Here is a 15383-nt window from a genome sequence, read left to right as displayed (position 1 = left end):
CCTTGTCAAAATCCCGATCGCTTATCTCCTCAAAATCGACAAAGATAACAGAACGCCCCTCTGAAGAGGTAGAAAACAATAATTCAACTTTGTTGACATTCTCCTGAATAGCATCTTCAATAGGTGCAGTGACAAGCTTTTCAACTTCTTCTGGGGATGCGCCCGGATATAACGTTGTCACAACTGCGCTCTGTACTGAGACTTCTGGGGTGAGTTCCCGCGGCAGGTTCATCCATGCGTACACTCCGAAAACGATGATGATAATCATCAGGAGATTCGCTAAAACAGGGTTGTTTACGGATAGTTTGGGAATGGACATGGGGTCGGATTTTACTGTGTGAGATTGGAATTTGGTATTAATCTACAGATATTGTGGCTGTAAAGTCAAAAAGTGTATAAGGCGAGGTCAGCAAACCTCGCCTTGTCATTCCCATTAATCATCAGCCGGGACAGCGACACCTAACAGATCTTCCTCTGAAACGGTGCGAAAACGTTCTTCCGGATTTTTCAGGACGAGACCCCGTATATCTGTTGTGATTGCGTAAAGCGCAGGCATCACAAATAGCGTCATCGTGGTTGCGAGCGCGAGCCCGAAGATGATGGTATACGCCATCGGCATCCAGATCGGTGATTTACCCCCAAGACCGATCGCCATCGGCATGAGTCCGATAATTGTCGTCACCGTGGTGAGAACAATCGGACGTAATCGGACATACCCGCCCTTCAGGATTGCGTACCATTTATTGAAACCGCGTTCGCGGAATTTGTTGATGAAGTCGATAAGCACAATTGAATCATTAACGACAATGCCGGAGAGAGCAACGATCCCAAACATCGCGACCATGCTAAGCGTCGCATTGGCAAGGAGTAACCCGACCATCGCTCCTATCATTCCGAACGGAACAGCAAGCATAATGACAATCGGTTGGATAAACGATTTGAACTGTGCACCTAACACAACATAGATTAACAACAGCCCGACGATAAACAATTTCCACAACTCGGAAAAGGACTCTATAATCTCATCGAAAAGCCCGCGAAAATCGAGTTGGTATCCCGGATACAGGGATTCGACATCAGCAAATTTACTGATGAGCGCCTGATTCGCATCGAAGGGTGTCGTTTTTGCCCTATCTACAGAAGCGTAAACTGTAATCGAGCGTTCACCATCAAATCGACGGATATCGGAGTATCCTTTCTCCTCTGTGATATCGGCGACATCCTTGAGCGGGACGATAGCCCCAGTCGGTGTTGCAATCAACAAGTTATTCAGTTCAGCAAGATTTCCAAGTGTATCTTCCTCGTATTTGACGATGACATCAATCGCCTCGTCTGCTTCACGATACGTTGTTGCTTTAGCACCCTCAATCGCAGTGCGCACCGTTTGCGCGACTTGGAATGTGGTTAACCCATACTGATGTGCCTTCTCCGGTTTCAGATAGATACGGAGTTCGGATTTACCCGTGCGAAAGTCATCTCGAATGTCGTAGACACCGTCCATTTCCATGAGCGATGCTTTAAGGGTATCTGCGAGTGCCGTCAGTTGCTCAAATCTCGGTCCCTTTACCTTGACTTCAACATCCTCACCTTGTGGAGGACCGCCTTCCTGTGTGATGAAATTCAGTTCCTCAATTCCGCTAATGGTTGTGGTTTTCGTCCGCAGTTCTGCGATGATGTCATCTACACCGCGAGTGCGTTCCTGTTTGGGTGTGAGTTCAACAATAACCTCACCGAAATTGGATCCATACGTGACACCTTCCATCAAAGCGCCAGTCGGCGTATGTAAACCGATATTGCTAACGATTGCCGCAACTTCACTCGATGGAAGTGTTTTAGCGGCTTCTTCAATCTGTGCGACTACAGCGGTTGTTTCTTGCATGCCATAAGAGGGCGGCATTTCGGCTTTGACATAGAATTGTGGGAAATCTTCGCCTGGGAAGAGTTCCCTGTCGAGGACCAAGAATGCACCGACACACGCGATCAAGCCGATAAAGAAGACACTGCCTACAAAAGCATACCGATGTCGAATCGTTATTTTCAAGATTCGGATATATCGGTTCCTGATAAAGTCAAAAAACAGACCGAACGATGCGAAAAATCCTGTGATGTAGGCACTTAGGGCAAAGGTATTCGGAGATCGGGTCCGGAGGTTCTCAAGTCTGCTCCGTCCTGTCTGGGTTCTCGCTTTTCCCCACTCAGAAACGTGCGCCGGTAAAATCACGAATACTTCAAAGAGAGAAGCAATCAATACCAGAATCGCCATAATAGGAACGACTCGCATAAACTGTCCAGGTACACCGGACATAAACATCAGCGGACCAAAGGCGCAGATGGTCGTCAAACTGGCGGCTAAGACGGGCCATCCAACCTCTTCTGCCCCGCGAATGGCAGCGACTTTTGGAGGCTCGCCTCTTTCAATATGCCGGTAGATGTTCTCTATAACGACGATCGCATCGTCAACAACAATCCCGACGACTAAAATCAATCCAAACAGAGAAACACCGCTGAGTGAGTAGCCCCCCACAGACATGAACCAGAAGGTTGCCATGAACGCGACCGGTATGCCGAGTGCCGCGAATACGGCATTCCGCCAACCGATAAAAAGGAAGAGCATAAACACAACGAGGAGCAAACCGAAGAACGCATTTGTTTCAAGGATCCCCAACCGTTCCTTGAGAATAACCGAATAGTCGTTCACCGCTGTCAATTCAGCACCTTCAGGAAGGTCTGTTTTTCGTTTTTCAACCAATTCCCGGAGTTGGGCGACTAACGCGATTGTGTTTCCCTCGGTCTTTTTCTGAACACTTAGACTGATAGAGGGTTCCGCATTAATCCGGGAGAGGGTTCTTGCCTTCTCGTAGGTATCCGACACAGTCGCGACATCCTTCAAACGAAGCGGGGTCCCTGTCGGTTGAACGGCGATGATGGTTTCACCGATCGTTTCTGGATTGGCGAATTCGCCCATCGTCCGGACCATGAATTCTGTATTCCCAAGTTCCATGGTGCCAGCGGGCAGGTTTAAGTTGCTCGCACCGACTGCAGTGATAACCATCGCAATCGGAATCTGATACGCTTTCAACCGATCGGGGTTCACCTCAATCCAAATTTCCCGTTCACGAAGCCCCGCTATCCGGACAGACGCAACGTTTTTGATGTCCAGGATTTCGTCTTTGAGATTTTCGGCAATGTCTCGCATCTGCGTTTCCGAAATTTTCCCGCCTACAGCAATCGTTAGCATCGGGAAGCCGGAGGAAACGTCTAACTCCTCAACTTTCGGTTCGTCCAAAATCTCTTCTGGCAGTTCGTTCACCTGTTCTACAGCCGTGCGGAGGTTTTCGAGTTCCTTGTCGAAATCTCGGTCACTCAGCTCTTCAAAATCGATGGAGATAACGGATCTACCTTCAGAAGAGTTAGAGAATAGCAGATTGATTTTACTGACATTTTCCTCAATTGCCTCTTCAATAGGGGCAGTGACGAGCTTTTCAACTTCTTCCGGCGAAGCCCCCGGATATAGTGTCGTTACAGTCGCGCTCTGCAATGCGATTTCCGGGGTCAGTTCTCGGGGTAGGTTTATCCATGCATACACCCCGAAAGCGATGATGATAATCATTAACATATTCGCCAAGACGGGATTGTTCACGGACATTTTGGGGATGGACATGGCGGTAGAATTTCTCCTTATCTTTTAAGCGTTGTCTTTTGAAACGATACGATCTTGATTAAGAAGTGGTATCGGGGTAGTGCGTTCACCACCCCATTTTAAATCTGTGAGTGCCCTGGACGGATTTCCTTTTCTGACTACAGGAAAACGCAGTCTACCGAAGATTATCGACTCGCTTTAAGGGTGCTCCATGTTGTCGCTAACTTGCCATTTGGAGCAACTTCCAAAGGTTCAATCCCTTCGCCTTCGATGGAGAGTGTGTCTACAAGGAACGTAACTGTTTGACCGCCCCAACTGTTCATAAACCCAATACCGACCCGCTCTACATCAAACTTGTGATTCCACGTTTTATTCCCAGAGAGGGTCCAGTCATCTTTTTCACTTTCGCGGTAGTAGCCTGAAAACAGATCGTCCTCTTTAACGATCTTAAGATGAAGCGGGACATCAAACCCGGTCTGGAAGTGTCCTTTATCTTGCCAACCCCCTTGAACCATGCTGCCGATAAGTGTCTTTTGTGGCTGATTGGCTTCGCCACCGAATAGCAGACAGGCGTAGTTCAAGTCTTCATCGCTGTAGAGGAAAATACCGATCCATGAGTCGGCAGGTTTATCGGGTTCGGTCGAAAAAATTCCACTCACCGTTATGTTTTTCGCGGCACTTTTCGGAATTTCCCGTTCAAGCATCGGTTTATCAGGGGTTGTATGTCCCCAACCACCCTTTGGATTGGTCATTTGTAGGAAGCCATCTTTAACCTCAAAAGTCGTAACTTCATCGCGATAATCGCGGAATTCCCATCCCTCAACGAGTTCGTTACCGTCAAAGGGGTCGGTCCATACACCAGCGGAGACTATCCCGACGGTGCCACACAGCAAAATTCCGCATACAAGAATTGTGATTCGCATAGCAATCCTCCTTTTGATTTAAGACATATTTTAGTGGAAAATAGTTCATTATTCCAGAGATTTCGCAGCATAACAGGATGGCCAAGTAATTCTAAAATCCACCATAAATGACACTACGGGAGGATTGAATAACTTGGATATAACCATCTATAGGTTGACAACCCGAACGCTCTCTCCATCCTTCAGAGAATGTTGTCCAGCAGTGACAACCGCTTCACCTTCGATAAGCCCACTCAGGACTTCAGCTTCACCGGCACGCAAAAGACCTATCACCACAACACGACGCTGACTGACCCCATTCTCAATGACGAAGACGCTCTGCGTGGTGGCAGTCACATCCTCAATCAGCGCAGCACGCGAGATGAGAATCGTATCAGGATGCACTTTGATCGGGACGGTCACCTTGGCAAACATTCCCGGTTTAAGAGTGCCGTCCAGATTGTCAATATCGACTTCAACCGTAGCCGTCCGACGCGCCGGTGTTAGCGTTGGACTAATAAAAGTAATACTACCGGACATCTGGGCATCTATACCATCAATCTCTATGGAGGCTTGTTGATTGAGTGCCAATTGGCTTAACTGGACTTCAATCACCTCAATAGTTGCTTTGACGGTATCAATATTAACGATGTCAAAAAGGGGTGTCGCAGGAAGTGCCATACCGCCTAAATCCAAGGAGCGTCTGGAGATCACACCGGAAATCGGGGCGCGAATCGTAGCGTCATTCAGACGTTTTTGAGCAAGCTTCAGCGCAACCTCGGCTTGCGTGCGTGCGGTTTTCGCTGATGTTATCTCGGCTTCCCAACTTTTCGCAGTCTTTAAAGCCTCCGCAGAGATGAGTCCAGCCCGGGCGGTTTCGACTTGGGAACGCGCAAGTTCAATGTCTTTCTCCCATGTCTTCGTGGCTGCCTGGGTCTCTGCGAGTCGTAAGGAGGCTTCTGCCTGCTCAACTTGTGCCGCCATGGCTTGAATATCCTCAGTCCGCGCACCGTTATCGATCAGTTGCAGTTGTTCAGAAGCGATTTTATGTTGAGCGACGGCAACGTCTAACTGTGTCTTCGCACTTTCAACGGATTGCTGACTAATTGCGCCATTTTCAAAGAGTTGCGTCATGCGTTCGTGAGTGCTTTTAGCGTTCTCAAGGTTCGCCTCGGCTCGACTCAATCCTGCCTCGGCTTGTCGCCGGTCTTCATCACGCGCACCGCTTTTGATTTTCTGAAGGTTCGCAACAAGAGATTCCAATGCGGCTTCTGCCTGCTCTATTTGCGTGACGGTTCGGATTTCAGAGAGGTCGACCACCTGTTGTAGCGCAATCTCTGCGGCGCGAAACTGCGCTTTCGCCTGCGCAATCTGCGAGTTTACACGCACTTCGGCGAGCTGCTTTGTTTGTTCATGAGCCGTTTCTGCGGCTTTCAGCGTGGCTTCGGCTTGCTGCACGGCGAGTTGCAGTTCCTCATGCTCTACCACCGCAAGAGATGTGCCTTTTTTTACACTGTCGCCCTCATCTACGTTTAGGGCAACAAGCCGCCCTGCGACTTTCGGAAAAACGCTGATTTGTGATTCGGCTTGAATAGTGCCGGACAATTCGAGTTCCGAACGAATCTCTCCACGTGCTGCTTTTGTAACTTCCACCGGCTTCAGGACTATAGTTTGTGCCTGTTGAATTTCAGGTTTTTCTGGTTTTAGAAACCGTGGTAGGCTAATCACCACGGCTATCGCGAATACTATGAGTATACCAATCAGTACTTTCTTCACCTTCTTTCCTCCTTTTAACTAATACCATTTCTAAGAGATTATATCGCATTGACAGATCGCCTCAAAGACTGCACAGGAGACCAACGGTCTCCTATGCTACAAAGAGCTCGTTTATTGAAGCATTTTCAATCAGAAATGGTATTAGGTTATGGGTTAGCTTTAAGGATTGCCCATGTTGTTGCCAATTTGCTTGTCGGTTCAACATCTAACCCACCCAGTGCTTTTGCTAATCCGTGTTCCACAATGATCGATAGGTCATCTTCACTGAGAACAGTATTGAAAATGGCGGCTTCGTCGATAATACCGACGAAGTATGAACCGCCCCCCCATTTACCAATCTCAACGGGATTCGCTGTAACAGCCGTTTTTCCAGGACGTGTGCTCACGCCTGCTTTTTTACCATTCACGTACACAACGAGTTGCTCATTTTTCTCGTTGATGTCATAAGTCGCTGCGAAGTGGATCCATTTTTTTTCATCAGGAACGTGCGCGGAGGCTCTCGGTTCCCAGCTTCCACCCGGTTTGACAAATGCTGACATTTTATTGCCTTCCTGTGGCGGATCGATACGCAAAAGATATTCGTTACTTTTAGCAATGAGTTGCCGCCACGTAGAAATATCTGTGGCAAAAAACCATGCCATCATAGTGAGTTCTTCACCGAGTTGTAGTTCCGGTGTCGAGTCGATGGATACCCACTGTGCGCCATCAAACTCAAGGGCTTTTCCGATCTTTCCATCTTTCCACTTGGCACCGTTGATTGTGCCGTCGTGTCCGAGTCCTGAAGCGTCTTTGGTTGTTTTACCCGCGCCTTCATCAAAGAGCCACACACCAACGGCTGTTTCAGGATCGATTTCAGCAGAACAGATCTGTGGCAGTGTCCAAGCGATTAAACAAGCAATGCCTAAAATCAATATCAATTTTCGCATTTTTGTCTCCTACACGCATTGTATCTCGGGAAAATTCCTCAATAATCAAATTTTGGTAAGTTGCTTTCAGTCTCATAATTATAACACGCTGTCCGCCGCCATAACAAATGAAAATACCGGAAACATTCGCTAAATTTCTAATTGGACATGCAACCAAAATTGTGATACACTAAATACAAACGTAATCAGAAATTGCCATGCGGAAGGAATCGACTATGAACCAGAAAGAACAACTCATTGCTGACCTCTCTACGCTCCTTGGGTCTAAAAATGTCTTAACGGATGCGACTGCACTCTCGGTATACGAATGTGATGCGGCTCCTTCTTTTAAGGCGATGCCGGATGTCGTTGTCTTCGCGGATACGGCACAGCAGGTATCGGATATCGTGAAGTTGGCAAATAAATACGATACCCCCTTCATCGCCCGTGGCGGCGGCACCGGCTTGAGTGGAGGGATGCTCTCTGTCCAAGGTGGGATTATCATTGCCCTTAATCGGATGGACCGCATCTTAGAAGTAGATCTTGAAAATGAACGCGCAGTGATTGAGCCCGGTGTGGTGAATCTCTTGTTGACACAGGCGGTGCAGAACAAAGGCTATCACTACGCCCCGGATCCCTCAAGCCAGAAGGCATGCACGATCGGCGGGAATATCGCCGAGAATTCGGGGGGACCCCATACCTTGAAATACGGTGTTACCTCCGACCATGTGCTCGGATTGGAAGTGGTTTTGCCGGATGGTGAAATTGTTGAATTGGGGGGCGCTGTTGAGGAAACACTCGGCTACGACCTGCGCGGTGTGATGATCGGCTCCGAAGGCACATTTGGAATCGTAACGAAAGCAATCGTCAGATTGACCCGGAATCCACAGGCGTACCAAACGGTGCTCGCTGTCTTTGAGACAATGGACGATGCATCTAACGCTGTTTCAACGATTATCGGTGAAGGTATTATTCCGGCTGCCCTTGAAATGATGGACACGCTCGTCATTCGTGCTTTAGAAGAAGCCTTCCAGTTCGGGTTCCCCCTTGATGCTGAGGCAATTCTGATTGTGGAACTCGATGGTATTGAGGCAGGTATGCAAAACCAAACCGATCAGATCTTGGAAATCTTTAAAGAGCACAACGCACGGGAAGTGGATTACGCGAAAGATGAGGAGGAGCGACAGCAACTCTGGAAGGCACGAAAAAGCGCGTTCGGTTCATTTGGGCGGCTTGCGCCGAACTACATTACGCAGGACGGGGTCGTGCCACGGACGACGCTGCCGAAGGTGCTACGGCGGATCTCCGAAATCTCTGAAAAGTATCAGATTCCCATCGCGAATGTGTTCCACGCCGGTGACGGCAATATCCACCCCATCGTCCTCTTTAACGAACGAGACGCGGACCAGTGTGAACGTGTAGAGCATGTCAACCAAGAGATCCTGACGGTATGTGCAGAAGTCGGTGGCACAATCACCGGGGAACACGGTATCGGCGTTGAAAAGATGGATTACATGCCTCTCATTTTCAGTTCGGCTGATATGCGAGTGATGGCGACGGTCAAAGAAGTCTTTAATCCTACAGGGCTCTGCAATCCCGGAAAGATTTTCCCCACAGCCGAATCTTATGAGAAGTTAGGTTTGCCATACGACGCAGCCGGGAGTTTTTAAATGAAAACCTATTCCAAATTAATGTGGAGGGATAGGCATAATCCCACTTATTCATAGTTTTTTGGACGTGGTTTTAAAGGGTTTCCACAGAAAATTATTTTACTGTAACGATAGAGAAAGAAAAGTATATGGAAAATTCACGTGCATTGCACGATGAACTTCAGGGCATTGTCGGCGAATCCGGAATCCTGCTGGAGGCACAGGTCGCAGCCTACACTTTTGATGGATACGTGCCAAAAGCGGTCGTTTTACCGACTTCTGTTCAAGAGATACAAGAGATCCTCCAATTTGCGGTAAACCAAAATTTGTCGGTTATGCCAGCGGGTGCCGGCACGAAACTTGGTATCGGAAATTTGCCACAAAAAGTAGATATCGTCCTCGCAACAACACGCCTGAATAGCGTGGTGGAATATGAACCTGCGGATTTAACCGTAACCGTAGAAGCAGGTATCCGCTTAAAGGACCTCCAGACTGCGTTGGCGAAGCATCGTCAGTATCTGGTGTTGAATCCACCGTCCGCCGACCGCTGCACTATCGGTGGAATAGTAGCAACAAACGCGAGTGGCTCTTTTCGTTTACGACACGGAACCGCCCGTAATCAGGTCTTAGGGTTGCGGGTTGTTCAGGCAAACGGCACGGTTGTCAAAAGTGGCGGGAAAGTGGTAAAAAATGTTGCAGGCTACGATCTTAACAAACTCTATATTGGCGCGTTCGGGACACTCGGTATCATTACCGAGGTGACCCTCAAGTTGTCTCCCATACCCGTCCAAGAAGCGATACTTACTGCAGATTTTCAGAACGTTCAGGACGCAGCTGACACGGGTTTGGCTATTGTCGGTTCACAGACATTGCCGATGTTTGTAAACTTGTTCGTCAATTCGGATCCAACACGTGCAAAAACCGAGACACCCCCAGATGAAAATAAGCCGATGCTGGTGGTTGGTTTCGGTGGGGATCCCGAGACTGTGGCGTGGCAGTTAACGCAGTGTCAAGGAATTATGGAACAAAACGGTGCGATAGGTGTGACAATTGCAGAAGACGAATCGGTACAGCACCTTCAGGAGGCTGTTCAGGAATTCTCAGCAGATGACAAAAATACCGAAAGCGTCGTTGCCAAATTGAACCTGAAGCGCACCGATCTTGCAGAATTTGCTACGCAAATTGTGGAGGCAAATTGGACTCGGAATGTCCAGATGATGGCGTTGCTTGGGAGTGGTGTGGTGTCCGTCAATATTCCTGTAGCATCCGACACGGATTATCAATCGCTTGCGGATGCGCTGACGCGACTCCGTCAAACTGCCATGTCGAAGCAGGGAAATCTCATCATAGAAATCGCACCCCCCGAACTTAAACGGCATATTGACGTTTGGGGTTCCGTTGAAGGAACGCTCAGTTTAATGAAACAGATTAAAGCGAAATTCGATCCGACCGGTTTGTTGAACCCAGGACGGTTCATTTCGAGTATTTAGTTTTTTTGTTTTTTGCTGGAGGATTCACGACTGCTCACCCCGAAGACATCGGGCACGTAAGAGGTTGCCCGTTTATTACGATGTAGGGTGCTTTGGCATACCTACATTCCAAAAAAGGGGCATAATATGCAGGAAAAAAGATGGAGACTTCTGTGGATTGATAACCAAATATCTGATGTAGATCTCTCTGAGGCACAACTTAAGAATCGACATCGGGATGAACAGACCCATATAACATCCAAGCCCTATATCCGCTTTCTGGAATATCGAGGATACGATATTTCTGTAACAAATACGATTACCGAAGGCATCACGTTACTCCAAGACGAAGACTCTCATGCTGTCCTGTTGAATTATGATGGGGAGACACGAGAAGGGAATCCGCTTGCGCATATTCGGAGCGTAAATGCACATGTTCCTATTATTCTCCTAACACATGAGAAGGAACAAGAAGTGCTGCAGCAGGCGAGTCTTTACGATGTTGGGCATATTCTCATAGGCACGGCAGACGATCAAGATGAAACCTCGTCTCGGCAGTTAGAGACATCCCTCGCTCTTATACTCGAAAAACAGACGAACAGAGAAACATATACACCGCAGGCTTACGCGCAGCACTTTAACAGGTCACAGATCTCGGGTGGCACGACGCAGCGGCGCGGCTCCACCGACGATTGGCAGACCTGGATCGATACTTACGTTCGCCTCGTTGAATGGGATTTACGACTGGATACACTTCATAACGTTGATGAAATTAAATCCATCCATGAGATGGAGAAACGCGAGGCAAATGCTGCATTCGCTGACTATATTCAAGCCAACTATCACAATTGGCTTGCAGGTAAAGCATCGCCCACTTTATCTGTGGATGTCGTTTATCGATATGTCATTCCCGAAGTTCAGGCAGGGAAGCAGGTCCTCTTTGTTGTTATGGATTGTATGCGGTTGGACCACTGGCTGAAAATTGAGCCGTTGCTGTATCCGTTGTTTCATATAACCACAGATTACTATTATTCCATTCTGCCAACTGCGACCCGTTATGCGCGGAACGCCATTTTTAGCGGGTTGTTTCCGCTTGAATTTGCTGAGAGGCACCCAGACCTATACGCAGAACCCGACCCAACACAGACGAGTATCAACCGCTATGAGAAAGAGTTGATGCGCTTACAACTTGAGCGGCACGGCATACTTCTCAAGCCGCCGCTCCATTACTTCAAGATTTTTGACACACGCGGCGAAATTCAATATCTGCACTGGCTGAACGTTACTGATAGGGTTAGTTTGACGGCACTTGTTGTTGACTTCCTTGATATGCTGACACATACACGACACGAGATGGGTTTACTACAGCAGCTGGTCCCAGATGAAGCAGCGTTTCGGACGCTGGCGCACGCATGGTTTCAGCATTCACATCTTTATAGAATATTCAGAGTTGCGGCTGAACGCGGTATGACGGTCGTCTTAACGTCTGACCACGGTTCCGTCCTTTGTCAAAATGCAGCGAAGGTGTCAAGTCAAGCGGGACTCACAACCGGACTTCGGTTTAAAGAAGGGAAAAACATCTCATGTGCACCGGAAGCCGGATGGGTCATAAAGGAACCAGGGGCGTATCGCTTACCTGGTGAAGAAGCCCGAAAGAGTTATGTCCTCGCAAAAGAGGACTACTACTTAGTTTATGCAAGACGCTTCGATGTCTATAAAGAGATATTTCAAGGCAGTTTCCAACACGGTGGTGTCTCACTTGAGGAGATGATTCTGCCTTGCGTTGTGCTGGAGCCGAGGTAATTTCGGGAGCCACGCGATGGCGTACTTCCGCTGAGGAGAATGAACCGATGTTAGAAACCATCAGACTTGATAAATATTTACGCTGTGGACTGTTAGTGCTTGTCATAATGGTAACTTCTGCTCCTGTTCAAGCGCAGCTTGCAGATTTCGGATTTGGTGCCCCTCCCCCTGTTGAAAAACTCTCAGTAAAGGGGTACCTCTCGCTTGACAAGGTTCAACCGGGCAGCCAATTCCAAATTGCTGTTGTCGTTGAAATTGCCCAAGGATGGCATGTGAACGCCACTCCAGCGGGTGAAGGATTGATCGCCACCGAGGTCATTTTCCCCGATACACCACATCTTACTTTCGGTGAAGCCGTATATCCCAAGGGGGAGGTATTGGCACTCGGTTCAATAGGAGAAGCCCCGGTCTATCACGACACGATTACTATCGGTATCCAAGCCGATTTAAATCAGACCGCTCCAATTGCCCCTATTATGCTGGATATGGAACTCAGATATCAGGCGTGTAACGATGAGCAGTGTCTATTACCCGAAGTTCTCACCTTTGCCGTCCCTATTGAAGTCGTTGGCATTGAGGACCCCATTCAGCGGACGAATGAGGCGATTTTCGCCAATGTCGAATTCGGTGCCCCGCCGAGTGATAACGCAGGAGGTCTCGCCCGTGCACTCTCTGGGGGACAGGTCTGGCTTGCCTTAATACTTGTATTTGCGGGCGGAATTTTGACCAGTTTGACCCCTTGTGTTTATCCACTCATACCGATCACCGTTTCCATCTTCGGTGCCAATGAGTCTGCTGGCTTATTCAAATCGTTTCTGCTTTCTGTTGTGTATGTGCTCGGGATTGTTGTGACCTATTCAATTTTAGGCGTAGCGGTCGCATCGACAGGAGCGGTTTTTGGACAGATAATGGCAAACCCGTGGGTCGTCGGTTTCATTAGCCTCATTCTTGTAACCTTGGGCTTGTCTATGTTCGGTGTTTTTGAGATTCGGTTGCCATACACTGTGCAGAACCGCCTTAACACCGTCGGGGGTGCCGGGTTTGCAGGCGCGTTCGCTATGGGGACAGTCGCAGGGGTGATCGCTGCACCTTGCACAGGACCGGCGTTGGCAGTCGTGCTAACCTATATCGCAACCACGGGAAGTCTCTTCCTCGGATTCTGGCTCATGTTTACTTATGCCCTCGGCATGGGACTCCTCTTTATCGGTATCGGGACGTTCTCTGGATCGCTTTCCGCACTCCCACGTTCCGGTGGATGGATGTATGTTTTGGAAAACGTCTTCGGCATTGCCATTATTACGATGGCACTCTACTTTCTCAAAGATGTATTTCCACCATTGCAGGATTTTCTACAGAACTCACTACCATTTTTCGCTATTGCCGGTGGTTTCGTGCTCATTGGCGTGTGGCTAGGTAAGTTAACCCAACGTTTCAGCGGTATCTCTCCACGGATGCAATTCCAAAAGGCGTGTGGTCTTTTGCTGGCGGTATTCGGTGCCTATATGTTTGTTGGAGGTATCCAACAGCCTGCCGGCCCCCACTTGGATTGGGTTTACGACGAAGCCGAAGGATTTGAAATCGCCACGCGCGAAGACAAACTCGTAATGCTTGATTTTTATGCCTCTTGGTGTGCCGCGTGTAAAGAACTCGATCATAAGACTTATGCCGATCCCGCGGTCGCTGCGAAACTCGATGATTATGTAAATGTTAAACTCGATTTCACCCGAAGCTCCGAAACGACGCAGGCACTCACCGAGAAATATCAGATTCCCGGATTACCTGTCGTCATTTTCATGGATGCTAACGGGACCCTTCTCAAGCGATTCACCGGATTTGTTGGACCGGAGGAGATGCTTGACATCCTTGAGGACATTGAAAAACGTCCCCTGTAGCGCGTCGTTTTGAGCGTTTACCGAAGTAATCATCCTATTACCTTATACGTCAGGGCGGAACAGAGGAGGAAATATGCCCTTTAATGTAAAATCCTTAGTCTCCTTGCGGAGTTGGCTTTTTTACGCGGAAGTGGTGGCAGTCATCGGTTTTGTTGGACTTGCGTTTTTTTATATTCGGCGTGGGACTGCGGAATCCGAATCGCCACCATTGTCACAGGTAGGTGCTTTTATTCAGCAAGCAGATACCCTCTATAAGAAACAGGATCTTGCCGATGCTGCCCTTTACTATTGGCAAGCCTTACAAGCCTTGGAAACGCAGGATACAGTCCGTGAGATTCCCATAAACGGCATCTCACAGACGAGGGCGGAAGTTCGTTTGCACGCCAATCTCCGCATTGCGGAGATCTATTCACAGAGTAATTGGTTGAAAGATGCGAAGGCACGTTTAGAATATGCATCGCGCATTCAGCCTGAACATGCGGGTGTCCGTCTCTTACGCGGTAAACTGTTTCGTGATGAAGGCTTGCTTGCGGAAGCTACCCAAGAATTCCTTGCTGTGCTCGAGAGTGCTCCAAACAATGCTGAAGCACACTATCTCCTCGGCGTTCTCTATCAGGGAAGTAAGCAGTTTGAACAAGCTGCTAAGTACTACACGAAAGCAATTGAAAACGATCCAGAGCTTTTAAACATCCCCTCTGAAAAAGCACCTATCGGTATCCTTGCTCGCCTCCAGTTATCGAGAACGTATGCCAGAATGCTACAGAGCTATCAGTTCCTTGATAGGGAATTCACCGAAGAGGATTTGGCTGAGGTTACACGCCTGGAATCGGCATCGATTGCCCTCTTGGAGCAGGCGCATGAAAAGATGCCTGAAATGAACGAGGTTGTTGACGATCTCGTTCGCCTGCTTTTTTCCCGTGCATCTGCGCTTGAGCGAGAGGATATAGAAACACGTCAGTATGTGGATGCGCTGCAAGTCTATGAACGGATTGTCGATCTTGATCCCGAGGAGGTTCGGGCGTGGGAACGGATGGGTGAAATTTATGCAAGTTTCCTTGGGGATAAAGCAGCGGCTTTAGAAGTGTACCGCACAGTGTATAAAATCGAACCGCACCCGACTGTCTTGGCAAATATCAAATCCCTTGAAGAAGATGTCGCCGCTGAAACAGAAAGCCGATGAGAGGATTTGAACCTCCGACCTACTGATTACGAATCAGTTGCTCTTCCACTGAGCTACACCGGCTTAGCACACTATTACGGTTGGAAAGAAAGTGCCGAGAGGCAGAATCGAACTGCCGACACAAGGATTTTCAGTCCTCTGCTCTACCGACTGAGCTATCTCGGCAT

General features: G+C 48.5%; 10 protein-coding genes and 2 tRNA genes. 5 read left to right on the top strand and 7 right to left on the bottom strand.

Features of this window, described 5'->3' with window-relative positions; genetic code table 11:
* From F4X88_14735 to F4X88_14715, 5 genes are all read right to left on the bottom strand, one after another.
* On the bottom strand, positions 1–319 hold a 319-nt coding region (locus tag F4X88_14735; protein MYA57544.1), incomplete at its 3' end, for an efflux RND transporter permease subunit.
* Positions 320–433: 114 nt separating this feature from the next.
* Positions 434–3661: an efflux RND transporter permease subunit gene (locus tag F4X88_14730; GenBank protein MYA57543.1), complete on the bottom strand. Its 3228-nt coding sequence runs from the start codon at positions 3659–3661 to the stop codon at positions 434–436.
* 164 nt (positions 3662–3825) lie between these two features.
* The gene (locus F4X88_14725) at positions 3826–4563 is read right to left on the bottom strand and encodes a hypothetical protein (GenBank protein ID MYA57542.1); all 738 of its coding nucleotides are present in this window, start codon (positions 4561–4563) and stop codon (positions 3826–3828) included.
* Between the two features lie 147 nt (positions 4564–4710).
* Positions 4711–6318 carry an efflux RND transporter periplasmic adaptor subunit gene (locus tag F4X88_14720; protein ID MYA57541.1) on the bottom strand — a complete coding sequence of 536 codons (1608 nt, stop codon included), beginning with the start codon at positions 6316–6318 and terminating at the stop codon, positions 4711–4713.
* A 146-nt stretch (positions 6319–6464) separates the two neighbouring features.
* Positions 6465–7244 (bottom strand): LamG domain-containing protein, encoded by a 780-nt coding sequence (locus F4X88_14715; GenBank protein MYA57540.1) that lies wholly within the window; start codon positions 7242–7244, stop codon positions 6465–6467.
* 197 nt (positions 7245–7441) lie between these two features.
* On the opposite strand from F4X88_14715, the gene F4X88_14710 reads away from it, so the two are divergent.
* The 5 genes from F4X88_14710 to F4X88_14690 all read left to right on the top strand — a co-directional run bounded on the left by F4X88_14710 (position 7442) and on the right by F4X88_14690 (position 15216).
* A complete protein-coding gene (locus F4X88_14710) occupies positions 7442–8893 on the top strand; it encodes an FAD-binding protein (protein MYA57539.1) in 1452 nt (483 codons plus the stop codon).
* Positions 8894–9021: 128 nt separating this feature from the next.
* On the top strand, positions 9022–10362 hold the full coding sequence (locus tag F4X88_14705) for an FAD-binding oxidoreductase (protein MYA57538.1): 1341 nt from the start codon (positions 9022–9024) through the stop codon (positions 10360–10362).
* Between the two features lie 126 nt (positions 10363–10488).
* Positions 10489–12144, top strand: coding sequence for a PglZ domain-containing protein (locus F4X88_14700; GenBank protein MYA57537.1), 1656 nt, complete (start codon positions 10489–10491; stop codon positions 12142–12144).
* A 47-nt stretch (positions 12145–12191) separates the two neighbouring features.
* Positions 12192–14036, top strand: coding sequence for a thioredoxin fold domain-containing protein (locus F4X88_14695; protein ID MYA57536.1), 1845 nt, complete (start codon positions 12192–12194; stop codon positions 14034–14036).
* A 73-nt stretch (positions 14037–14109) separates the two neighbouring features.
* Positions 14110–15216, top strand: a complete 1107-nt coding sequence (locus F4X88_14690) for a tetratricopeptide repeat protein (protein ID MYA57535.1) — start codon at positions 14110–14112, stop codon at positions 15214–15216.
* Here the strand turns inward: F4X88_14690 and F4X88_14685 are convergent.
* Positions 15208–15279 (bottom strand) — tRNA-Thr (locus F4X88_14685). The two genes, F4X88_14690 and F4X88_14685, sit on opposite strands and share 9 nt — an antisense overlap.
* Positions 15280–15308: 29 nt before the next feature.
* Positions 15309–15381: transfer RNA gene (locus tag F4X88_14680), tRNA-Phe, on the bottom strand.
* Positions 15382–15383: the final 2 nt, after the last annotated feature.

It is taken from the genome of Candidatus Poribacteria bacterium (genome assembly GCA_009839745.1).
GTDB lineage: Bacteria > Poribacteria > WGA-4E > WGA-4E > WGA-3G > WGA-3G.
The sequence above is the reverse complement of the archived record's forward strand: the minus strand, read 5'-3'. Positions and strand labels throughout refer to the sequence as shown.